20 protein-coding genes are annotated in these 24,419 nt (G+C 41.1%); 6 read left to right on the top strand and 14 right to left on the bottom strand.

Annotation, left to right across the window (positions count from 1 at the left end):
- Both uvrA and OQX62_RS02680 read right to left on the bottom strand, forming a co-directional pair.
- Positions 1-2,844 (bottom strand): excinuclease ABC subunit UvrA, encoded by a 2,844-nt coding sequence (uvrA, locus tag OQX62_RS02685; RefSeq protein WP_265829867.1) that lies wholly within the window; start codon positions 2,842-2,844, stop codon positions 1-3.
- A gap of 191 nt (positions 2,845-3,035) precedes the next feature.
- Complete coding sequence (locus OQX62_RS02680) at positions 3,036-3,749, bottom strand: lytic transglycosylase domain-containing protein (protein ID WP_265829866.1); 714 nt, start codon at positions 3,747-3,749, stop codon at positions 3,036-3,038.
- Between the two features lie 270 nt (positions 3,750-4,019).
- On the opposite strand from OQX62_RS02680, the gene OQX62_RS02675 reads away from it, so the two are divergent.
- Together OQX62_RS02675 and OQX62_RS02670 are read left to right on the top strand one after the other, a co-directional pair.
- The gene (locus OQX62_RS02675) at positions 4,020-5,429 is read left to right on the top strand and encodes a pseudouridine synthase (protein WP_265829865.1); all 1,410 of its coding nucleotides are present in this window, start codon (positions 4,020-4,022) and stop codon (positions 5,427-5,429) included.
- Positions 5,430-5,440: 11 nt separating this feature from the next.
- A complete protein-coding gene (locus tag OQX62_RS02670) occupies positions 5,441-6,553 on the top strand; it encodes a lactonase family protein (protein ID WP_265829864.1) in 1,113 nt (370 codons plus the stop codon).
- A 70-nt stretch (positions 6,554-6,623) separates the two neighbouring features.
- On the opposite strand, the gene bshA is transcribed toward OQX62_RS02670, so the two are convergent.
- From bshA to tilS, 3 genes are all read right to left on the bottom strand, one after another.
- Positions 6,624-7,784 (bottom strand): N-acetyl-alpha-D-glucosaminyl L-malate synthase BshA, encoded by a 1,161-nt coding sequence (gene bshA, locus OQX62_RS02665; protein WP_265829863.1) that lies wholly within the window; start codon positions 7,782-7,784, stop codon positions 6,624-6,626.
- 106 nt (positions 7,785-7,890) lie between these two features.
- Complete coding sequence (locus tag OQX62_RS02660; RefSeq protein WP_265829862.1) at positions 7,891-8,379, bottom strand: hypothetical protein; 489 nt, start codon at positions 8,377-8,379, stop codon at positions 7,891-7,893.
- A complete protein-coding gene (tilS, locus tag OQX62_RS02655) occupies positions 8,372-9,715 on the bottom strand; it encodes a tRNA lysidine(34) synthetase TilS (protein ID WP_265829861.1) in 1,344 nt (447 codons plus the stop codon). Before tilS ends, OQX62_RS02660 begins: the two co-directional genes overlap by 8 nt.
- Before the next feature lie 51 nt (positions 9,716-9,766).
- On the opposite strand from tilS, the gene OQX62_RS02650 reads away from it, so the two are divergent.
- Entirely contained in the window at positions 9,767-12,136 is a 2,370-nt protein-coding gene (locus tag OQX62_RS02650) for an OstA-like protein (protein ID WP_265829860.1), read from the top strand.
- Here OQX62_RS02650 and OQX62_RS02645 read toward each other — a convergent pair.
- Entirely contained in the window at positions 12,105-12,689 is a 585-nt protein-coding gene (locus tag OQX62_RS02645; protein ID WP_265829859.1) for a non-canonical purine NTP diphosphatase, read from the bottom strand. The genes OQX62_RS02650 and OQX62_RS02645 overlap by 32 nt on opposite strands.
- Positions 12,686-13,261 (bottom strand): hypothetical protein, encoded by a 576-nt coding sequence (locus OQX62_RS02640; protein WP_265829858.1) that lies wholly within the window; start codon positions 13,259-13,261, stop codon positions 12,686-12,688. Before OQX62_RS02640 ends, OQX62_RS02645 begins: the two co-directional genes overlap by 4 nt.
- A 110-nt stretch (positions 13,262-13,371) precedes the next feature.
- Between OQX62_RS02640 and OQX62_RS02635 the strand changes: the two genes are divergently transcribed.
- The 3 genes from OQX62_RS02635 (at position 13,372) to OQX62_RS02625 (ending at position 16,354) form a co-directional block, all read left to right on the top strand.
- Complete coding sequence (locus OQX62_RS02635) at positions 13,372-13,959, top strand: hypothetical protein (protein ID WP_265829857.1); 588 nt, start codon at positions 13,372-13,374, stop codon at positions 13,957-13,959.
- A 63-nt stretch (positions 13,960-14,022) separates the two neighbouring features.
- Positions 14,023-15,390, top strand: a complete 1,368-nt coding sequence (locus OQX62_RS02630) for a peptidylprolyl isomerase (RefSeq protein WP_265829856.1) — start codon at positions 14,023-14,025, stop codon at positions 15,388-15,390.
- Between the two features lies 1 nt (position 15,391).
- A complete protein-coding gene (locus OQX62_RS02625) occupies positions 15,392-16,354 on the top strand; it encodes an AAA family ATPase (RefSeq protein WP_265829855.1) in 963 nt (320 codons plus the stop codon).
- On the opposite strand, the gene OQX62_RS02620 is transcribed toward OQX62_RS02625, so the two are convergent.
- From OQX62_RS02620 to mutL, 7 genes are all read right to left on the bottom strand, one after another.
- The gene (locus OQX62_RS02620) at positions 16,335-17,246 is read right to left on the bottom strand and encodes a glycerophosphodiester phosphodiesterase family protein (RefSeq protein WP_265829854.1); all 912 of its coding nucleotides are present in this window, start codon (positions 17,244-17,246) and stop codon (positions 16,335-16,337) included. The genes OQX62_RS02625 and OQX62_RS02620 overlap by 20 nt on opposite strands.
- 91 nt (positions 17,247-17,337) lie before the next feature.
- Complete coding sequence (locus OQX62_RS02615; protein ID WP_265829853.1) at positions 17,338-18,198, bottom strand: nuclear transport factor 2 family protein; 861 nt, start codon at positions 18,196-18,198, stop codon at positions 17,338-17,340.
- A gap of 28 nt (positions 18,199-18,226) precedes the next feature.
- Positions 18,227-19,687, bottom strand: a complete 1,461-nt coding sequence (gene cysS / locus OQX62_RS02610) for a cysteine--tRNA ligase (RefSeq protein ID WP_265829852.1) — start codon at positions 19,685-19,687, stop codon at positions 18,227-18,229.
- A 66-nt stretch (positions 19,688-19,753) separates the two neighbouring features.
- Entirely contained in the window at positions 19,754-20,860 is a 1,107-nt protein-coding gene (locus OQX62_RS02605) for an endonuclease/exonuclease/phosphatase family protein (protein WP_265829851.1), read from the bottom strand.
- The gene (locus tag OQX62_RS02600) at positions 20,860-21,726 is read right to left on the bottom strand and encodes a rhomboid family intramembrane serine protease (RefSeq protein WP_265829850.1); all 867 of its coding nucleotides are present in this window, start codon (positions 21,724-21,726) and stop codon (positions 20,860-20,862) included. The genes OQX62_RS02605 and OQX62_RS02600 overlap by 1 nt, the downstream gene beginning before the upstream one ends.
- On the bottom strand, positions 21,719-22,453 hold the full coding sequence (locus OQX62_RS02595) for a rhomboid family intramembrane serine protease (protein WP_265829849.1): 735 nt from the start codon (positions 22,451-22,453) through the stop codon (positions 21,719-21,721). The genes OQX62_RS02600 and OQX62_RS02595 overlap by 8 nt, the downstream gene beginning before the upstream one ends.
- Before the next feature lie 8 nt (positions 22,454-22,461).
- Positions 22,462-24,333 (bottom strand): DNA mismatch repair endonuclease MutL, encoded by a 1,872-nt coding sequence (gene mutL, locus OQX62_RS02590; protein WP_265829848.1) that lies wholly within the window; start codon positions 24,331-24,333, stop codon positions 22,462-22,464.
- Positions 24,334-24,419: the final 86 nt, after the last annotated feature.

Below are 24,419 nucleotides of genomic sequence, written 5' to 3'. Positions count from 1 at the left end.
TTAAATGTCCATCTCTTTTTTCAGAAACTTACCCGTTAAACTAATCGGATTCTGGATCAGACCTTCCGGTGTACCTTCAAAAAGAATCTTACCACCACCAGCGCCACCTTCCTCACCAAGATCAATTACCCAGTCGGCCACTTTAACCACATCCAGGTTGTGCTCAATCACAAGCACGGTATTTCCTTTTTCTACCAGTTCATTCAGCACGCCCAGCAATACATTGATATCTTCAAAATGAAGACCTGTAGTCGGCTCATCAAGGATATAGAAAGTTTTACCCGTATCCTTTTTTGATAACTCAGTGGCCAGTTTTACACGCTGTGCCTCTCCGCCTGATAAGGTAGTGGATGACTGTCCCAGCGTGATATAACCCAAACCAACATCTTTCAGTGTCTTGATTTTACGGAAGATTACCGGCATATTTTCAAAAAATGCACAGGCATCTTCGATACTCATATCCAGTACATCGCTGATCGACTTACCTCTGTAACGAACTTCCAATGTTTCCCTGTTATATCTTCTTCCGCCGCACTCTTCACAAGGCACATGTACATCAGGTAAAAAGTTCATTTCTATCACTTTCATTCCGGCACCCTGACAGGTTTCGCATCTTCCTCCTTTAACGTTGAAAGAGAAGCGGCCCGGTTTATAGCCCCGTATTTTGGCTTCGGGCAATTGCACATACAGGTTTCTGATATCAGAGAATACTCCGGTATAAGTAGAAGGGTTAGACCTTGGTGTTCTGCCAATAGGTGCCTGGTCAATTTCAATTACCTTATCAATTTCCTTCAGGCCATTTATCTTTTCATAAGCTAAAGGATGTTTTTTAGCCCTGAAAAAATGATGGTTCAGGATCGGATATAAGGTTTCTGTAATAAGACTTGATTTTCCACTGCCCGATACACCTGTAACGGCGATAAACTTACCCAAAGGGAAATCTACAGAAACATTTTTGAGGTTATGACCACTTGCCTTGATCAGCGAAAGCTGATGTCCGTTACCCGCCCTTCTTTTCGCAGGTATTTCTATCTTTTTCCTGCCGTTCAAATAGGCAGCAGTAAGTGTTTTCGATTTAAGAATCTGTTGCGGGGTGCCCTCAGCAACAATCTGTCCTCCATGCAAACCAGCAGCAGGACCAACGTCAATTACGTAATCAGCTTCCAGGATCATGTCCTTGTCATGTTCCACAACCAATACAGTGTTGCCCAGATCACGCAGGTTTTTTAAGGCGCCGATTAAACGTTCGTTATCTCTCTGGTGCAAACCTATACTCGGCTCATCAAGAATATACATTACATTCATCAGCTGAGACCCGATCTGTGTAGCCAAACGTATCCTTTGTGCTTCACCGCCTGACAAAGTTTTTGCAGTACGGTCCAGCGATAAATAATTTAAACCTACATCGGTAAGGAAACCCAGCCTCGTCCTGATCTCTTTCAGGATTTCTTTGGCTATGGTATTTTGTCGCTCGCTCAAACGGTCTTCCAGATTTACATACCAGCTTTTAATGCTGTTGATGTCCATCTCTGCCAGTTCAAATATATTTTTACCGTCAATTTTGAAATGCAGGCTCTCCTTTTTTAAGCGGGCACCATGACAGGTAGGACAAGTCTTCAGCTTGCGGAAATTCTCCATATCATCCGTAGCACCCTCTCCTTTTTTCTCCTGCTGCTCTTCCAGCAATTTGATAATTCCGTCGAAAGTGATCTGATAGTTCTGCACATTCCACTTATTGTATTCAACCGCTACTGATAATAAATCAGGACTGCCATTGAGGAGCATATCAGTAATATCATCCCCCAGTTTTTCAATCGGGGTAGACAAAGAGAAATTATATTTTTTGGCCAGTGCTTTGATCACCTGGAACATCCAGATATCACGATACTCGCCCAGCGGCGCAAGTCCACCGTTCATGATACTTAGTTTCGGATTCGGCATGACCGACTCCTTATCTACTACGAAAATGTAGCCTAAACCATCACATTGTTCACAAGCACCATAAGGCGAGTTGAACGAAAAACTATTAGGCTGAGGTTCATCATAAGAAATTCCCGTGGTAGGGCACATCAGAAAACGACTGAAGTGAGAAACGTTATTCTCCTTGTCGCTGATCTTGATAATTCCTTTTCCCAGGCGCATGGCCGTTTGTACGGAATCAATCAGACGCTTATGGTCTTTTCTGTCGATGATAAGCCTGTCTACCACAATCTCGATGTCATGGATTTTGTAGCGGTCTACCTGCATTTTTGCAGTCAGGTCCTGAATTTCCCCATCTACACGCACTTTCACGTATCCCTGTTTACGGATCTGTTCAAAAAGTTCCCTGTAATGTCCTTTACGTCCTTTGACTACCGGAGCAAGAATGTTAACAGGCAGCTCTTCGTATTTTTTGTAAATATTATCCAGGATCTGATCTTCACTCATCCGCTCCATTTTCTCCCCTGTATTGTAAGAGAAAGCATCTGCCGTACGGGCGTACAGCAAACGCATAAAATCATAAATTTCAGTAATTGTACCTACAGTAGATCTTGGATTTTTACTGGTTGTTTTTTGCTCAATGGCAATCACGGGACTTAGGCCGGATACTTTATCTACATCCGGCCTTTCCATCCCCCCCATAAACTGGCGGGAGTAGGCACTGAATGTTTCCATATAACGACGCTGTCCTTCCGCATAAATCGTATCAAATGCAAGAGAGGATTTACCGCTTCCGCTCAAACCGGTAATTACAACCAGCTTATTTCGTGGAAAAGAAACATCTATATTTTTAAGGTTATGTACTCTGGCACCGTATACTTCAACATCTTTTTGCTCGCCCAGGTCGATGGTATTTTTACTCATATGTTATCTAAAACGCTATTGAAATCTTTGAAATTAAGACAGCAAATTTGCAGCCACAAAAATGCTAAAAATTTTATCAATAGAAAAGCTTATTCTGATCATTAAAAAGCCATAAACAGGATTGCCGGAAAAGGCATAAAACGCAAAAAGCCGGAATAAATTCCGGCCTTCCCCAATTGCAGTATTCTTCTTTATTCTCTGACCGTATTTATAGCCTGCTGTTCCCTTTTAGGTGCATAACCATAACGGACAGGATATTCCATGATCTGTTTCATTGAAATCAGTTTATAAACATAACCACCAGTTTCCCGGTTAAGCTTCATTTTAAAATAATTGTCCTGATTCTGTCTGTTGATCTGTTTTTTCATATGATTGTCGCCCACATTATATGCGGCAGCAACCAAAGCCCAGTTATCAAAAACACCATAGAGTTCTTTGATGTATTTACAGGCTGCAATAGTAGACTTACGTAAGTTTTTACGCTCGTCAACTGATGAATTAACTTTCAAACCATAGTTGCGTGCAGTACCAGGCATAAATTGCCAGAACCCGTTTGCGCCTTTTGGTGACATGCCACCCTGTAAGCCCGATTCCACAAGTGGAACATATTTGAAATCATTAGGTATGCCATATGCTGCAAGAATAGGTTCTATAACAGGGAACCATTCTGCTGCCATCCGGTGTAAACGATTTGTTTGCAGGTGACTGTAAGTGTATGCAGCAAGAACTTTCTTCATTTTTCGCTCTACCCGGACATCGCCCTTCGGTAAAGATTCTTCTGCAAAATTTAACTGAGCCATGAGAGATTTCGGCTCTTTTGTTATGGTAGTAATTGTTGTGGTAGTGGTAACTTTTTTTGTACTTTTTGCTGCTTGGGGCATGTTGTAAGCAAACACTTTTGCCATAACCAGTAATCCTAAAATTACCGTACATGTTATTATGTGTTTCTTTATCATTTTCCTCCTTTTTTTGGTGAACTAATATAAAACGCCTGCAAACATACAATATATAAACCTAATTATCAAGCTATTACAGAATTTAGGGTCAAAAGACCTGTTTAAACATGCATAGGAGCGTATTTTTAATTTAACATTAGGATGGAAAATATCGGCTGCTATTTAAGCTATTTTTCTTAAATTTGCACCCCACATTAATTATGTGGTTAACAGCGTATCATGATAAATAACAACAACAGGAACAGTCGGGATGACAAGTCCAAACCGGGAAACCGAAGCACAACAGGTAGAAGCCGTAGTGGAACTGATAGTTCTTACAAGGGAAAAAACAAGTTTGAGGATAAAGAGGGGAAAGACAATACGAAGTTCGGCGGTTCCAAAGACTTTAAGGCAAAGGCTCCAAAAGATGGAGACCGTAATAACTTCAGACCAAGAAGCAGCGGTGGAAGTTCTGAAGGCACTTCAGATTTCAAATCAAGACCTCTAAGAGACGGAGAACGCAGTAATTCCAAACCACGAGATGGAGAGCGCAGCAGCTTCAAACCAAGGGGCGGAAAAGAAGGTGAAAATAAAGACTTTAAATCAAGACCTCCGAGAGATGGAGAACGCAGCAGCTTCAAACCAAGAGGCGCAGGTGCGAAAGATTTCAAACCACGTGCATTCAAAGAAGGCAGTTCAAAAGAAATGCCGAGAAATGAAAGCCGTAGTTATGTAAAAAAAGACAATTACAGTACTGATGGAGAAAGACCATTCAGGAATTTCGAAGATAAAAAAAGTGGTGCTTCCAGAAGTACCGACAGCAGACCATTCAGAAAAAGAGAAGATGGTTCTGTCATCAAACCTTTCTCTAAGAACCGTTCAGAAGCGCCGGTAATGCGCACAAGAAAAGAAGGTGTACGTGTAGTAGACGATGGTAAAATTCGTTTGAACCGTTACATCGCCAATTCCGGTATCTGTTCACGCCGTAAAGCGGATGAACTGATTGCTGCAGGTGTAGTTTCTGTAAATGGAGTACCTGTTTCTGAACTGGGTCATAAAGTAGATCCTGCAAAAGACGAAGTACGTTACAATGGTGAACTGTTAAAACGCGAAAAGAAAATTTACGTGATTTTAAATAAACCTAAAGATTATATCACTACAACTGATGATCCTCAGGAAAGACGTACGGTAATGTCTCTTGTAGAGAAAGCAAGCAGAGAACGTATTTATCCTGTAGGACGTTTAGACCGTAACACTACTGGTTTGTTGTTAATGACAAATGATGGTGACCTTGCGGATAAACTTTCACATCCTAAAAACGGCATCACTAAAATCTACCATGTAGAATTAAGCAAAAGCTTAAGCCAGGGAGATTTAAACAAAATACAGTTTGGGTTAGAGCTTGAAGATGGGATTATTAAACCAGATTCAGTATCTTATGTTGCCGGTGGATCAAAACGTGAAGTAGGTATCCAGATCCATAGTGGTAAAAACAGGATTGTCCGCAGAATATTCGAGCATTTAGGCTATGAAGTGGTGAAACTGGACCGTGTAGTTTATGGTAACCTGACTAAGAAAGACCTTCCACGTGGAAGATGGCGCTATTTAGAAGAACATGAACTGATTCAGATCAAACATCTGATCAAGTAGACCTGAATAAAATGAAACGAACACTTTACCTGCTCGCTGTTATGGCTTTTACGCTGACTGCACAAGCTCAAAAAGCTGACTACAACTTAATTATAGGCACTTATACCACTCCTGGCAACAGTGAGGGTATTTATGTTTATGATTTCAATACCAATACGGCAACTTTCAAAGCAAATACTGTAGAGAAAAGTGTAAATCCCAGTTTTCTGAGCGTAGATCCTTCAAAAAGGTTTGTTTATGCAGTAAATGAAGACGGGGTTAAAAGTACGGTAAGTGCCTTTAGTTTTGACGCAGCTGTGGGTAAGTTGAGTTTTTTAAACAAACAGGCTGCTGAAGGACAGGATCCTTGTTACCTGATTTCAGATGAGAAAAATGTGATCGTAGCAAATTATACCAGTGGCAGCATTGCTGTATTCGGAAAAGATGCAAGCGGAGCACTTACGGCTGCAAAACAGGTCATACAGCACACAGGATCAAGCATAGATACCGCAAGGCAGAAAAGTGCACATGTACACATGGTGAGGTTTAGTCCGGATAAAAAACAGGTAATTGTCAATGATCTTGGTGAGGATAAAATTTATCTCTATGCGTATAACCGTGATGCTGCCAATAATATTTTAGAGGTTAAGGACAGTATAAATATCAAACCGGGCAGCGGACCAAGACACATCGTTTTTAGTCCGAATGGCAAATTTGCTTACCTGATCCAGGAAATGCAGGGTGATTTAACCGTATTCAGTTATACTGATGGTCTTTTAACAAAGATCCAGGAAACCAATATTGTTGCAAAAGACTTCAAAGGAGAAATAGGTTCTGCTGATATACAGATCTCTGCGGATGGTAAATTTCTTTATGCCAGCAACAGGGGTACGGCAAATGACATTACTGTTTTTGCAATTCAGAAAGACGGACAGCTGATTAAAAAAAGTCAATCCGGCACCTTAGGAAAAGGCCCAAGGGCTTTTGTGATAGATCCCAGCGGCAAATGGCTTTTGGTAGGTCACCAGTACACTAACGACGTCGTGATTTTCAAACGTAATCAAATTACAGGTGCAATTACAGATACAGGCAAAAGGATCGCCCTTGGCGCACCGGTATGTTTTGTATTTGTACCTAAAAAATAAATAGAAGAGCATAAAAAAGCTTCCTTTCCTGATCAGGAAAGGAAGCTTTTTTATATCCAGTGATATCGGCTTATGCCATTTTCACCGCATCTGCATGCCTAGCAAGATGTTTGGTAATAATCTCATTGTAAAAGTCGATATATATGGGTAAGATCTTTTTCAGATCAAAGTCCTGAGCCCTTTTAAAGGCATTTTCTTTAAATTGGTTGAGTGTATCATCATTCTCTAAGATCAGCACAGCTTTTGCGGCCATATCTTCCACATCGCCTACATTACTCATGTAACCGCAGTAACCATCCACATTCAATTCTGGCAAACCACCAGCATTGGAGCTGATTACAGGCACTTTGCAGGCCATCGCTTCCAATGCAGCCAGACCAAAACTTTCAGTTTCAGATGGCATCAGGAACAGGTCAGATACAGACAGGATTTCTTCTATCGCATCCTGCTTACCTAAAAACCGGACATGGTCGCAGATCCCCAAATCACGGCATAACTGTTCATTATTGGCACGGTCCGGTCCATCACCCACCATTAAAAGCTTAGACGGTATTTTCTCCAGCACCTTTTTAAACATCTTAATCACATCAGAGGTTCGTTTCACCTTACGGAAATTAGAGGTATGGATCAGAATCCTTTCATCATTTGGCGCAATAGCCTTTTTGAAATGACCTTTTGGCTGCAGACTAAATCTGTTAAAATCAATAAAATTAGGAATTACCTTGATCTCCGTGGTAATCGGAAAATGATTATTCGTATCCTTCTTCAGATCTTCCGAAACCGTAGTAACACCGTCAGATTTATTGATTGAAAAAGTAACTACAGGTTTATAGGTCGGATCTTTTCCCACCAGTGTAATATCAGTTCCATGCAGCGTAGTTACAAACGGAATGTGTATCCCGTAAGTTTCCAGGATTTGCTTGGCCATAAAAGCAGCCGATGCATGTGGAATAGCATAATGCACGTGCAGAATATCGAGCTTCTCGAACATCACTACATCTACCAGCTTACTCGCCAATGCAGATTCGTAGGGTGCATAATCGAATAATGGATAATCTCTTACGGATACTTCGTGATAAAATAGATTAGCGGAGAAAAAATCTAATCTTGCCGGTTGGCTATATGTAATAAAATGAACCTGGTGACCCTCGTCAGCCAGCGCTTTTCCTAATTCTGTAGCCACAACACCACTACCGCCAAATGTAGGGTAACAAACAATACCTATCTTCATCAATATAGATTTCAAATACAGTTTTTAATAAACTGCTTTACAATTGCAAATTACAGTACTATAAATGAGCTTTGTGTTAAACAATTGCAATTATTTCGCCTGTCCCTTACAATTTAGTCTTCATCTCATCCTGAATCACAAGATACATCTCGTTGGGGCGCTGAGTACCAATATAATACTCCAGACCATCCCTGTCTGTTAACACGACTGCGTCTTTGCCAGATGAGTAAAAACGGATACTGCCTTTGCGATGCAGGTTATAAACAGGATTATTAAACAAATAATTGCTGTAAGTATCTTTTCTAACACTGACAATGCTGTTTAAATCAATTTTCACCTTTTTTGCCGTCCATAATCCATCGATAATCAAACTTTTATTATTGATGATAGTTTTATACTGAATTAAGAACAAGAGCAGAATAGAGATACCAATAATTCCAAAGCCTACTACCAGAAATAAATCCTGTGTTCTATCCCGGTCTCTTTCATAGACATAAGCACCAAAACAGAAGGCAGCCATCAATAGTCTGATACAAATCCTGATATAATCACGACCAATATATTGTTTCTCCAGAAATGCGTACCTGTTACTCATCTATTATAAATTTCTGTTCGAATATAGCGACTTTTTTTGTTGTCGCCGTTACTTTATAGCGATTGTCCTGTCGCAACCCTGCTATCCACACGATATCGCCATTTCCATTAATTAAAATAGGAATAGCTTCTTTGTTTGGCAGGGGAATCTTCTGATCCACAAAAAAATCACTCAGCTTTTTGTAATTGCTCATACCCAATGGCATGAAACGATCGCCATCCTGCCAGGATCTCAGCACTAATGGAAATATAAGCAGATCTGCATCAATAAAGGCCTTGCAATTGTCATTTTCAAAGAAAACTGTGTCGCTAAAGCTGATGCAGAGCTGTTGATGATCAAATTCGACAAAGGTATCGGCAGGATGAATCATGATATTTGACCTGGTTGCGGAATCCTCTTTTTCCGTTAGGATCAAAAATTCCCTGTCGACCGTAAGCCGGTAGCCCGGACTGTAAAAAGAGGTACCACTCTGTTTGTTTAACGAATGAAGGATTTCGTCCACTACATTTTCCGTAAAAAAATATTCCCTTAAAATTTCAAAAAGCAGCAACCTTTGCGGATGCAAAACTTTGATCTTTTCCAATGATAAATAAATACCATCACTTTTCAGCTCACAGATATCTGCTCTGAGCTGAACTACAGCCTGCTGAAGTACCATCTCCGTCTCTGCAAAGCGCCGGATATTGTGTTCAAAGGTTTGTTCAAGATTAGGGTTGAGTTCCCTCAGCACCGGCACTACAGCCAGTCTTATTTTATTCCTGGCATAAGCAGTACTGGAATTAGAACTGTCTTCCACATAATCTATAGCATTGGAGACGATCAATTGATGAATATCCTGTGCGGATAAAAACAGGAGCGGCCTGATCAGCCATTCCTTTTGCGGCTGGATACCATGCAGACCAGCTATCCCCGTCCCCCTTGTCAGATTCAGCAGCACCGTTTCTATCACATCTCCCTGGTGATGCGCAATGCCGATTTTAACATAGCCCTCCTCTTGCCTGATCCTTTCGAACCAGCGGTAACGCAAATCCCGCGCAGCCATCTGGGTAGATATTTTTTGGGCAGCAGCATACGCTTTTGTATCAAAATGCGTTACGTAACATGGAACCTCGAGCGCTGCAGCTAAGGAGATTACAAATTGTTCATCTCTTTGTGATTCCTCTGCCCTTAGTCTGAAATTACAGTGCGCAATGCCAAATTGATAACCAGCTTGTTTAAAAAGATGTGCCATCAGAACGGAATCCCTGCCTCCGCTTACAGCCAGCAATATTCTGTCGCCCTTATGAACTAAGGAATGATGATCTATATATTCTTTGAAGCTTTGTAAGGGTAACATGGGTCAAAAATATTTAATTTAAAATGGTAAGCAAAAAACTACCTTTGTAAAGTGCAAAAATTACACGTTTTCAATTGGCTATATTCGGTTTTAAAAACCAGGAGTGATAAAGCGCAGGTCGTATCCATACCTTCTTTTTTCAAAAAAGCATTGACAGTTTACCTGCTGTTTGTCATTCTCCCATCAGCAGTACTGGCACAGGAAAAAACGAAAATCATCCTTCAGAGTTCTGAAAGAAGCAAAATCATCACTAAAAGCGATATCACTTACCTGAGAAAACCAGTGTTTCGTCAGGACAATGCTATTCTGACTTGTGACAGTGCCGTTTTTTATACAAAAAAGAACTATTTCGAGGCCTATGAGAATGTACACATTAATCAGGCTGATACGGTAAACATATATTCTGACAGGCTCACCTACGATGGTAATGCAAAAATTGCCCATTTATCCAGCAATGTACGCTTACTGGACCGGACTTCGGTACTAACGACAAATATACTGGACTACGATATGGGCCCAAAAGTAGGTACTTACGTAAATGGGGGTAAAATCGTGAATAAAGACGCTACGATAACCAGTAAAAACGGATATTATTTTGCGAATTCCAGGGACGCTTATTTCAGGTATAATGTATTGGTGGTAACTGAACAGAGCACGATAAAATCAGACACACTGCGTTACAATACACTAACCAACTGGGCATACTTTTATGGGCCGACCAATATCAAGGAGAAAGATGGAAATCTGTATACAGAGAACGGTGCCTACAATACAAAAACTACCTATGCTTACTTCGGAAAGAACAATTTATATACTTCAGGCAGCAGATCATTAAAAGGTGATAGTCTGTATTATGACGGGATTGCGGGTTATGGTAAAGCGGTTAAAAATATCGTTTTTAAGGATACCGTAGATAAAATGCTGATGCATGGTCAGCTGGGTTATTATTATAAAAAAGACCAGCGCACGGTGGTGACGAAAAATGCTTATGCCGGAATGGGTACCAATGATTCCATTATGGTAAAGGACGTTAAAAAACCGGACAGCTTGTGGCTCGGTGCAGATACGCTGGAAACACAGATGGTATTGCAGAAAACATTAAAACTGATCAAAGGCCCTGTGATTAAAAAGGACAATGAGCTGGGCGAAGAAGTAAGAGAAGGAAAAGCAGGCGAAAAAGGGAAAAGTGCAGCTACAAAACCTGGTACTCCGGCTGCTAAGAAACCCGGACAAGCGCCAGCCGGAAATAAAGGAAAGCAGGTGCCTGACGATAAAAAGAAATTAAAAGATGCCGGTAAGACTGCCTTGCCGGGAACAAGGGATAGCCTGAAAAAAGATAGTGCGTTAACAGATAGTCTTCCAAAATTGTCTTCAGGCAAAATTGATTCTGTCCTCAAAAAACCAGTCATCGTCCTTAAAAAAGATTCAGTCAAACCAGGGGGGAGCAAAACAGACAGCATAAAAGTAAAAACAGATAGCCTGAAAGGAAAAGCAAATGCAAAAACTGCAGATCCAAAAACTAAGTCTGCTGTACAGACAGCGGTTAAAGGAGCGAAAAAACTCAGTGCAAAAGACAGTTTACCTTTTAATCCTATGGATACGGTGCTGACAAGGACAATCAAAGCTTACCACCAGGTGAACGTGTTTAAGTCGAACATGCAGGCAAAGGCAGATTCCCTTTTTTACACTAGTGCTGATTCGACCTTGAGATGGTATAAAAATCCCATACTCTGGGCACAGGGTTCACAGCAAACAGGGGATACAATTTATCTGCAGCTGAGGAATAAAAAAATAAACTCCCTGCAGGTGATTCAGAATGCATTTTCTGTAAATGTGGAGGCCGATTCAGCCAAGTTCAACCAGATTAAAGGAAAATTGATTACCGGCTTTTTCAAGGAGGGTAAATTGAGCAGCATGTATGTTGACGGGAATGCAGAAAGTGTATATTTCACTAAAACAGACGATGGTAAAGCCTACGATAAGATGAACCAAACCATCAGCAGCAGGATAAAAATCATTTTCAGAAACAGTGAAATCTCTGATGTTGTGCCGATAAAAGATGTAGAAGGCGCTACTACGCCGGTCGCGGAAATTAAAGAGGATGTAATCCTGACCGGATTTATCTGGAAGCCAGAGTTAAGACCACGTTCCAAAAAAGATATTACCAATCCTAAAGCAAAACCCAAAAAAACGGTAACAAAAGCACCCGCAAAGAAATCAACTGCTACCAAAACTGCAGTTAAAAAAGACAGTAAAACGGTAAGTGGCGTTGTTAAACAGCTAAAAAGCGTAACTGATAGCCTCTCCATACCGGCTAAAACGCCTGCTCAGCTTGCCGACACAGCAATGAAAGTAGTTCCAGGATTGCTGAAGAAAGCTGATTCTTTATCTAAACAGCCTGTTCTTTTAAAAAAGCGATAAGTTTGCGCATCGCAAGTGCACGGTGACTGATCTGGTTCTTTTGCTCCATATCCATTTCAGCAAAAGTCTGCTTATATCCGTCTGGCTGAAAAACCGGATCGTAGCCAAAGCCATTGGTACCGGTAGGCATTTCCCTGATTGTACCCTGGATAATTCCTTCAAAAAGAAACTTCTCTTTATTCCGGATCAGCGAGATTACCGTACGGAATTGCGCCTTCCTGTTGACTACACCCTGCAGCTTTTCAAGCAGAAAGGCCATATTAGCAGCATCTCCCCTTTCTCCCGCATATCTGGCGGAATAAATGCCAGGTTCATTATTCAGCGATTCCACTTCCAGCCCACTGTCGTCCGCAAAGCAGTCGATCTGATAATTATCAACCACAAAACTGCTCTTTAACTCGGCATTGCCGGCAAAGGTATCAGCCGTCTCAGGAATGTCCGTATCGCAGCCGATATCATTCAGGTTTAATACTTCATACTGATCACCAAGCAGCTGACGTACTTCTTCAGTTTTATATTGATTATGTGTAGCAAATACTAATTGTCTGCTCATATTGATAGCTTTTTTATACTTCCCCAAAGTGTTTTCTTTCCCAGCTGATCTTCAGCAAGAAGATCAAGATTATCAGCATAAACAACCTGTGTGGCAGCTTCCATAAAAATGATATTTTTTGGCTGATCACCAAGCCCCAGTAATGATGGCTGAACGCCGAAGATCATCACGAGTTTACTCGAGAAAAAGGTAGTCATTTCTGTAAACTGTGCCCCTTTATAAGCGGAATAATTTACCAGTGCAAAATCACTGGCCGAGAGCTGTATCGCTTTAACAATATTTCGAAGTAATTCCTTCCCCCTGTCGCTGCTCACTTCGTTCTGTTGATCATTTACGATAATCAGCACATTCTTCTGGTTTTTACCCAGATACTTAAACTCAGTCTTCACTATTACAGGTGCCGGACTTAAGCCTGCGGGTATTACTGCGACTTCCGGCGCCCGGGCGGGTTCCGGATTTGTTGCCGGAACAGTTTGTACAGGCAGGCTAAGGGGCTCAGTGCCTACCAGGTAAATATCTTCTGTAAAAAACATCCGCAGTGCTGCTGCATTATCAGTCAGTTGTTCGCCCATTCCTCTTCGTTTTACAGGTCATCATTTTTGTGTTAAAATTAGTTAAATATCTTATTATAGTGCCTTTATTTGTTACTTTTATACCTTAAAAATACCCTAGTTAAGCTTTTGTGAGAAAAACCTGCTGCATTGTTATCCTCTGTTTTTTCTATGCTGCCGCTGCTGCACAAAGCGTTGCGGTTATAAACGGCAAACCTGTTGAGCTGAAGGAATTCATGTGGGTATATCAAAAACACCGTCCCGGTTCTGGTAAAACAACATTGACACAGCTGATCTCTTTTTTAAATATTTATGTAGACTTCAAACTTAAAGTGCTGGACGCATGCAATTTGCAGCTGGACAAGGACAGCACCTATCTGGCGGAAGTAAAGAATTATGAAGCTGCTTTTGTAGCGTCGTTACCTGCTGATCTTCAGCAAAGAGATCATTCTCTGGTGATCAATGAATATAAAGAGGCCCTGTTGCTTTTTAATATTTCAGAGCGTAAGATATGGGACATCATGGCAGACAGTGAAAGCGACATCCACAACTATTACACATCAAATGTTACGGTATATGATTCAAAGCCTTATGACGAAGTAAAAAGCGATGTGGCAGCCGATTTTCAGCAGCAATTGGAATGCAACTGGGTAACTGCACTGAGAAATAAATACAAAGTAACCATTGATCAGACTGCCTTGCAGAGACTGATTAGATAATACAGCTTACAAATCGCTGAATAATAGTAAATTTGCAAATAAAATATAATTGAAGAAAGTATAATGAAGAAAGTTTTATTGATGGCAAGCGGATTGCTCTTCTTGTTTTTAAATGTACATGCCCAAAAGCAAAGCGTAGATAAAGTGATTGCAGTGCTTGGAAACGAGGTCATCTTATTGTCCGAATTAAACCAGCAATATGTAATGTACCTGAACTCAGGAAACCCGGTAAATGAGAAGATGAAGTGTTATATTCTACAGCAAATGCTTGTTCAGCATCTTTTAAAGCAACAGGCGGAGATTGACTCTGTGATGGTTGATGATAAGCAGGTAGATGATGAACTGGACCGCAGAATGCGTTACCAGATTCAGCGTGCAGGCGGACAGGACAAACTGGAAGAATTCCTGAACCGTTCAGTATTACAGTACAAAGACGAGTTGAGACCGGATGTAAAAGATCAGCTTCAGGCAAATAAAATGCAGGGGACGATCACGGAAAAAGTAAGCATTACGCCTTCAGAAGTACAAAAATATTATGATTCTTATAAAAAAGACAGCTTACCGGATATTCCTACTGAATTTGAAGTAGGTGAGATTGTACTCCATCCTGAGCTGACCAAAGCAGAGAAACAACGTTTTTATGACAAGCTTGATGCGATCAGGTTACGGGTGAAAAGCGGTGAAGATTTTGCTTTCCTGGCAAAAACATATTCGGAAGATCCGGGATCTGCACCGGAGGGTGGCGACCTGGGCTTTTTCGACCGTACCATGATGGCTAAAGAATTTACTGCTTTTGCATTTAAATTGAAGCCGGGAGAGCTTTCTCCGGTATTTGAAACCGAATTTGGTTACCACGTACTTCAGGTTGTTGAGCGCAGAGGTGAACAGGTACATGCACGCCACATCCTGATCCGTCCGCAGAATACACCGCAAAGCATGGATCGTCTGAAACTCCATGCAGACAGTATCTATAATAATATCAACAATAAAAAAATCACTTTCTCTACTGCGGCATCTATGTTCTCAGCTGATAAAGAGTCAAAATACAACGGTGGTATGGTATTATTTGCAGACAACGTTACGGCAAGAACTACCTTCATTCCTTCTGATAAACTGGATCCTAAAGTATTCGTAGTAGTAGATACAATGAAAGTGGGTGAAATATCAAAACCTGTTGCATTTACAGGAGCTGACGGTAAAGAAGGTTATAAAGTCATCTTATTAAAAAATAAAATCGCCCCGCATAAAGGTAACCTGGAACAGGATTATACCAAGTTTAAGGAGAAGGCACAACAACAGAAACAAGATCGCGTAATGAGTGAATGGTTCGAAAAAAGAAGAAAAAACACTTATATTAGAATCGACGACGAGTACAATGAGTGCGACGAACTAAAAATATGGACTAAGCCCGCTACTACAGAAACAAAATAATATGCCATACCATAACGACATAGCGGCAGTTGATGCCCTCCACAAAACTTATCAGGATATCAAAAGTGAAATTGGAAAAGTCGTTATCGGGCAGGATGAAGTAGTTAAATCAGTACTGATCTCTATTTTCAGCAATGGCCATTGTTTACTGGTAGGTGTACCAGGCTTAGCAAAAACATTACTGGTGCAAACAGTAGCCAACGTACTGGATCTGAATTTTAACAGGATACAGTTCACACCAGACCTGATGCCGGGAGATATTATCGGTGCAGAAATTCTGGGAGAAGACAGGAATTTTAAATTTATTAAAGGTCCTGTCTTTTCTAATATTGTGCTGGCAGACGAAATCAACAGGACGCCACCAAAAACCCAGGCGGCCTTACTGGAAGCAATGCAGGAAAAATCTGTTACCGCAGCTGGTCACAAACATATCTTACCCAATCCTTTCTTTGTACTGGCTACGCAGAATCCTATTGAGCAGGAAGGTACTTATCCCCTGCCTGAAGCGCAGCTTGATCGTTTCATGTTCAATGTGTCGCTAACATACCCAAGTTTTGCTGAGGAGCTGACTATCGTTAAAAATACGACAAGCAATACCGAGGTCACCTTGAGGAAGATTATCAATGCAGAGCAGATTCAGTATTTCCAGAAATTAATCAAAAACATACCGGTAACAGATAATGTATTGGAATACGCGGTAAAGTTAACTGGCAAAACGCGTCCGGGAACCGCATTGGCAACGCAGGAAATTAACCAGTATGTAAACTGGGGCGCAGGACCAAGAGCCTCACAATTTCTTGTTTTAGGAGCTAAATGCCATGCGGCTATTTCTGGCAAATATGCACCTGATATAGAAGATGTACAAGCTGTAGCAGAAGCTATCCTCCGCCACAGGATTGTACGTAATTACCGTGCAGAAGCAGAAGGTCTTTCTGTAGAAAAGATTATTCAGAACCTGTTTTAATCTTACTTCCAGGTATGGTCAGGTGATTAAACAGATTAGGGAAATCAGTAATGATCCCATCTACCCCTAAGTCAACCATGTAATCCATATCTTCCCTGCTGTTTACTGTCCATGGTATGATTTTAATACCAGCAGCATGACAACGGTCGACCAGCCCCTTGCCTACCAATACGGCGTAAGGACTATATACCGTCGGATTAAAACCCAGGTCACTGATATTATTGGCAAAATCTTCCTTTTCATCTATCATCAGACCGGTTTTTATCTTTGGGTATTTCTCGTGCACATATTGCAGACACCTGATATCGAAAGACTGAACCAGTACTCTTTTGGTCATCTTTTTTGCTACAATTACATCCATGACCAACTGTGAGAAAACTGCAGGCTCGGGATGAAACTCCAGATCACCTTTACGGATGGTCTTGATTTCTATAGCATAAACCGGCTTTGGCAGCTTATGCGCTTTTACATAGGCCTCCACAGAGTCGATCACTTCAGCTAACAGAGGCTTGTAAGCCTTAAATTTCTGCTGACCAGGAAAACGTTTATGTACTTTGCTGCCTACATCAAACTTCTTGATTTCTGCATAATCCATCTGGTACATGTTAAACTTCTTCTCGTCTTTCAGGGAAATCTCTTTCCCCGCCGGAGTAAGACTAATTTCATTATTGAAATAGGGTTCATGAGACAGCACCACCATATGATCTTTAGAGATGACCACATTCATCCCTATCGTAGTAGCACCCAGGTCCAGTGCGCGCAGCATTGAACGGACCGTATTTTCCGGCATGAGTCCCCTTGCCCCTCTGTGACTCTGTTTATCGAATTTCTGCGCCTCAGCTGTTAACAAGCCAAGCAACAATAACGTGGTAAAAAGTAAGTGTTTTTTCATCGTATTTTATTAACGCTGCAATTAATTATCAGGTATAAAAAAAGGGTTTCTAAACCTTAGTTTAAGAAACCCTTTCCTTTTAGCATGCCGGTTAACGTTCTGCCGGCGTATAAATTTGCTGTATTAAATTCCAGTTATGATCTTTCTGGCGCTCGTAGATGAAAACATAATTAAAGCTTTCTCTTAAATCAGTTTTGTAATCTATAGTAGCAATTCCATAAGTATAGGCAAGGTCACCACCTGAAGCTTTATCTGCCTGAGTGGTTTTTAAGGTCATCTTGCTCACCATATTGTAATAGAAAGCAATCGCTTTATCTTTGCCTATGATAGGCTCATATCCGGGAAAAATAACCCTGGCATCATGATTTAAGAAACCGCCAAAGGCACCCATACCGTAAGACTTCAGGGTAGCGTTCAATGTTCTTTCTGTCGTAAATAGGATATCTTTTCCGGCAGCAATCTGCTTCTCTCCATTGAATTTAGGTTTGTAATACTCGGTAGGTTCAATAAATTTTTCAGCCACCGGATGCAATGGCTTATTATGTTCTGCACCCAGATCTATCACTAATTCCCATTTACCGTTAATCGCTTTCCACACAGAAACGTACTGTCCATACACTTTCTGATCACCTTCTAAAGTGAACCCGCCGGTAGTAAATCCCCAGTCGCCGCTCCTTGCTACCCTTGCATATGAAGGTGACCATACCAGGTTTTTATCATTCTGCTGTGTAGCATAGTAAGTTTTTGCATTGACAGGATTTGGCCTGAAAACAATTGCATCATTTGCACTATAAGAATGAAAAGCTGACTTCACACCATTTTTCACTGCACTTTCTGCAAACTCTTTTTCTGCGTTAACCAGCGACTTTGTAGTACCATCAGAACGCTGTGCAAAAGCCCCGAAAGCGAAAGCTACAGCAATCAGGGTGCAGATTATTTTATTCCTCATCATTTTAAAATAGTTGTTTTGTAGGTTAATATTAAATTTTATTCCAGGTAGTACCTTCTTTGCTGTCTTTTAACTGGATGCCAATATTCTGGAGTCCGATACGAATCTTATCAGAAGTGGCGTAGTCTTTATTTTCTTTAGCGCTCTTACGGATATCGATTACCATATCCAGCACATCGTTTAATTCATTATTTGAAGATTCTTCATCCTTCAGTCCAAATATATCGAAAACAAATTCCTGCATCAGCACCTTCAGTTTTTCCAGTTCTGCAGCAGTAATACGTCCTTTGCCATCATAAACTGTATTGATGATTCTAGCCGCTTCAAACAGCTCAGCAATTACTACCGGACTGTTAAAATCATCGTTCATTGCTTTGATACAGTTCAGTCTGATAGGTTCAATTTCAAATTCTCCGCTATCAGATGCCACCAGTTTCTCCAGTAAACTTAAAGCATTCATCAGCCTTCTGAAACCTTTCTCTGAAGCATCCAGTGCATCGTTAGAGAAATCCAGCGTACTGCGGTAATGTGCCTGCAGCATAAAAAACTTAACCGTCATCGGGCTATAGCCTTTAGTCAGCAATGGATGGTCGCCACTGAACAACTGCAATGGCATAAATCCGTTGCCGGCTGTTTTAGACATGCGTGAACCATTAACCGTAAGCATATTGGTATGCATCCAGTATTTTGCCGGTTCTTTATGATAACATGCTTCAGATTGTGCAATCTCATTCGTATGATGCGTTGCAGCCAGATCCATTCCACCACCATGGATATCAAATTCTTCACCCAAATACTTAGCACTCATTGCTGAACACTCAATATGCCATCCCGGAAATCCTACTCCCCATGGAGAGATCCAGCGCATAATAGTTTCTGGTTTAGCTTTGATCCATAAGGCAAAATCCAGTCTTCCCCGTTTCTCATCCTGACCGCCCAGCTCCCTGGTATTCGCCATCATGTCTTCCAGGTTACGGTTGGTCAGGATAGTATAATTATAAGTCTGGCTATATTTTTCTACATCAAAATAAACAGTCCCATTGGTCTCATAAGCGTAACCGTTTGCAATAATATCCTGGATCATTTCAATCTGTTCGATAATATGTCCCGTAGCGGTAGGTTCTATGCTTGGTGGCAGGGTATTGAACATCCTCATTACATCATGGAAACCCAGCGTGTATTTCTGCACAATCTCCATCGGCTCCAGCTGCTCCAGTTTGGCACGTTTCGCAAACTTGTCATCCCCCTCGTCACGGTCGCCCTCCAAATGGCCGGCATCAGTAATATTACGTACATACCTCACTTTGTAACCCAGGAATTTCAAATACCTGAAGATCAAATCAAAAGAAATAAAAGTACGACAGTTACCCAGATGTACATCACTGTAAACAGTAGGCCCGCAAACGTACATCCCAACATTGGGTCCGTTCAGGGGTTCAAAAAGTTCCTTTTTACGTGTTAGCGTGTTGTAAAGCTGTAAGCCGTTCTCCATTTTATAATATTTATATGCAGGGCGCATTAAGGCCCTGGCGACAAAGGTAAAAAATTGCAGGTATATTTAGTTGATCCTTAAGTCACTTCTTACAGGGAAATGATCGGATAATTTCGCTTCAATTATCCGGTGATTAATGACTTTGATTGTCTTTGAAGCTGAGATATAGTCAATCTGAAAATTAGGAAATTTGCCGTTATAAGTACGCCCAAGACCTGTTCCCTCTTCCACAAAAGTATTATTCAGTGATTTTGTCATTTGCGTAACCGCATAAGATGCCGGTGTATCATTGAAATCGCCTGCAATCAGGAAGGGCGTTTCGCAGGTTTTCATATGTGCCTTCATGATATCTACTTGTGCGCTGCGTTTCACAAAGGCCGTTTTCAGCATCCTCAGGATTCTTTTTGCCGGAGTGATCTCTGCATCCATTTTTGCCTTTACCTTATCCAGGTAGTTATAGTCTTGTTTATCAAAAGAAATAGACTGCAGATGTACGTTATAAACTCTGATTTTTTTGTCGCCAACCGTTACGTCAATATAAATACTCATATTACCATTTTGATCCGGAAACACGATCTCTCCCTTATTGGTAATCGGATATCTTGAAAATATGGCCAATCCATATGCCTCGTAGTCATTTTTAGAGGAAGGAACGAAGTAAAAGTTCCGCGTTTTTAAAATGCGTTTGAGACTATCCGTAATATCAAAAGGACCTTTCCGGCGGGTATAGTATTCCTGAAAGCAGATAATGTCAGGGTTCTCCGTACGTACAACATTCAGCATCTGTTGCTTCACGGCCTCATTGCTTTGTTCTCCATAAGGTTTAAAGCTGTGCACGTTATAAGTCATCATTCTTACTAAAGCAGCATCCGTTTTGGGTCCCTCGCCAGCTTCACCTTTGAGCCCGACAGTCGCCATCAAGGCATGCCAGCCAACGAGTATCACACCAGCAGTAAGCAATGCAAAAACCCATCTTGTTCTTAGGCTCCACCACAAAACCATCAGGAAATTCAGCAGCAGGAAAAAGGGATAGGCCAACCCAAAAAAAGCGATCAGTACATGTTCCCGCGGATCGAGCTTGCCGGCCAGAATACCCAGCAGCAGACAGAAAGCCAGAACGGCACCTATCAGCACTTGCAGCTTACCAAAGAAACCCAATCCCTCTTTCTTCATTAATTCTTACTTGCTTTGAACAACACTTCTTTTTCTTCCTTACTCAATTTATCATACCCTGATTTAGAAATCTTATCCAGGATCATATCCACCTCTTTCTGGTTTACTTTATTCACTTTACCTTTCGCTCCAGCCTTCGCCGTATCATTTTTAACCACCTTAAGTTTGGGCTTTCTCTTAAACCAGCTGCTCCAGTCTTTACCGTTTTGCAGCAATTTGATATACACAAAACCGAACAATCCGCCACCAAGGTGTGCGAAACTTAAACCTGCATTGGTAGAAGCAATACTGATCAGGTCAATAACGATATAAGCAAGAATAATGTATCTCAGTTTGATGCTGCCAATCAGCATTAATGAAAGCGTATAATCCGGCACCAGCGTTGTGGTTGCGACCGCGATTGCCATCACGGATGCAGAAGAGCCGATGATTGTCATAAACGGTAGCGAAGGCGCGAATACAGGGATAAAATTATAAGCCAGCATAAAGATCAGCGCACCAACTACACCACCAGTAAGGTATACGAAATGAAACTGGTGTGGTTTAAGGAAATCCATAAAGATCCGTCCTATCCAAAAAAGCCATAACATACTGAACAACACATCAAAGATATTCTGATGCAGGAACTGATAAGTGATCAGCGTATAAAAACGTAAAGGCAGTCGTTCTACTGCCGCAGGAAAAGCCAGGTATTCCTTAGCATAATCCAGGAATCTGACACCCGTGTTTCCGGCTAAAAAATAAGTTACCCCAAAGAGTGCCATCGCTACAAACACAATGGTATTGACTCCTATATAAAAGAACACAGGATTCCCGGAGCGGAAAACTTTATATTTAAGATCTGCTAAAAGCGTATTTCTAGTCATAATAATCGTAAAATGTGTTTTTATTCTTCCATAATCTGACCAGAATAAAACCTAATAATGCACCGCCAAGGTGGGCATAATGCGCTATGGAATCCCCCTGAAACTGTGCCACACCCAAACTTAACTCTATCAGAATATAAACAGGGATGATGTATTTTGCTTTAACAGGTACGGGAATGAACATGATATACAACTCTGCATTGGGATAGAGCATACCAAATGCCACCAGTAAACCAAAGATAGCACCAGAAGCACCAACCATGGGGCCGAAATAAGTTCCATATAAAGTAGAAGCCTGATTAGCACTATATAGCGAAGGATTATACTGCCCTTGTTCAAGTGAAGTCAAAGAAAGTACCTGATGTGCAACCGGAGTACCGGTAATCTGATAAATCTCAAATGCCTGTACACCCCATTGTAATGCTAAAGCCCCCAGACCAGTAATCAGATAAAAATTAATGAACCTTTTTGGTCCCCAATGTGCTTCCAGTACTGACCCAAATGAATACAGCGCAAACATATTAAATAAAATATGTGTGAAACCACCATGCATAAACATATAGGTAATCGGCTGCCAGATCTTAAAATTTGGAGAGTCAAAATAAAAAGCCCCAAGATATGTAGCCAGATCTATACCTTTTGTTTCCAGAACCCAGGTCGCGATAAAAAACAGCACATTAATAATGAGCAGATTTTTTACAACAGGAGGAATATTTATTGTATTCATGAATTTCTTTATTTATCAAATTTTTTGTCCAGTTCCAGCAAAGTCATCGTCTGTATCACCGGTTTACCACCAATACTAAAATTAGGCGCTTTACAAGCGAACAACTGTTCAATCAGCATATTCATCTCTTCCTGCCCTAAAACAACACCACTCTTTATCGCACTGTTTCTGGCCATACTCCTGGCCAGTGCATCTCTTTTATCCAGTTTCAGTTCCTGCTGAGAATTTTTAAATCCTTCAATCAGGTGTTCAAAAAGCTGTGTTTCGTTAATCTGGTTACTACCCAGGTCTACCGGAATACCTTCAATGATCAGCGTATTTTTACCGAATTCACGTACTTCAAAACCCAGACTTTTGATATCGTCCAGCAGGCTTTTCGCCAGTTCGTAATCATTCGGGCTTAACGTAACCGTCTGCGGAAACAGACTTTGCTGTGAAGCCCCTTTACGATCTTCAAGATGCACACTAAACCTTTCATATAAAATCCGTTCATGTGCTGCCTGCTGATCAATCAGCATTAAGCCAGATTTAATCTGAGAAATGATGTACTTATTGTGCAGCTGCATCAGTTGCTTCTGTACAGGTGCGTATTTGGCCTCAGGACCATTTCCTGGCAGTTCCATGGAAACCTGTTCAGCCCGATCATTACTCGCAATTTCATACAATGATCCCCAGTTTTTTGTACTTTGCTCACTGTTCCCGTTACTCCTGTAAGCAGGGAAAGTGCGCTCTGAACCTGAACTGGCAGTCCCAGAAGAACTGCTATCACCGGCAAAAGGATTAAAATCAGGGTTAAAGGAAATGCTTGGCGGAATAATCTCCTCCGGTGCTTTATGACTGATCATGCCACTAAAAGCAGTTTCCTGATCAAAATCTATAGTCGGGCTAATGTTAAATCTACCCAAAGAACGTTTTACTGCAGAATGAATAATCGCATAAATTGATTTTTCATCCAGGTACTTGATTTCCGTTTTCGTAGGATGCACGTTCACATCAATCTTTGACGGATCTATATCGATAAACAGTACATATAGCGGGAAGTTTTCTTCAGCCAGGAGTTCTTCATAGGCTTTATTTACCGCATGATTCAAATAAGCATCTTTAATAAAACGGTTATTCACGAAGAAAAACTGTTCTCCCCTTGTTTTTTTAGCAAACTCAGGTTTACCAATAAAACCTTTCAGATTGATGATCGTAGTATCTTCTTCAACCGGGATCAGTCGCTGGTTATAGTTATTCCCGAACAGATGCACAATCCGCTGTTTCAAAGCAGAAGAAGGCAGTCTGAAAATCTCCATTCCATCATGGTGTAAACTAAAGGCTATCGAAGGATTGGCCAGCGAAATCCTTTGGAATTCATCTATGATATGGCGCATCTCTGCCGGATTGCTTTTCAGAAAATTCCGTCTTGCAGGTGTATTGTAAAACAAGTTCTTTACACAAATACTCGTACCTTCAGGCGTAGCTACAGGCTCTTGCTTAGTTACTGTAGAACCTTCAATTTCAATTAAAGTTCCCAGTTCATCTTCATAACGACGGGTTTTCATTTCCACCTGTGCAATCGCTGCAATAGAAGCCATTGCTTCTCCCCTGAAACCCATTGAGCGGATAGCAAATAAATCTTCCGCTTTTCTGACTTTGGAGGTAGCATGACGTTCAAAACTCATGCGTGCATCAGTAACACTCATGCCGCATCCGTTATCGATTACCTGAATTAATCCTTTTCCAGCATCTTTTAGAATCAGCTGGATCTTATTCGCCCCCGCGTCTATCGCATTTTCCATCAACTCTTTTACTGCCGATGCTGGTCGCTGAACTACCTCTCCGGCAGCAATTTGATTGGCGACGCTCTCGGGTAAAAGTTGTATTATATCTGACATTTATTTCCTTGGTAAAGGTTGCTAATTTAACGAAAATAAGCCTTATACATAAATCTTTTGATTATAAATACCGATAAATGACGAAG

Source organism: Pedobacter sp. MR2016-24 (assembly GCF_026239655.1).
Taxonomy (GTDB): domain Bacteria; phylum Bacteroidota; class Bacteroidia; order Sphingobacteriales; family Sphingobacteriaceae; genus Pedobacter.
The sequence above is the reverse complement of the archived record's forward strand: the minus strand, read 5'-3'. Positions and strand labels throughout refer to the sequence as shown.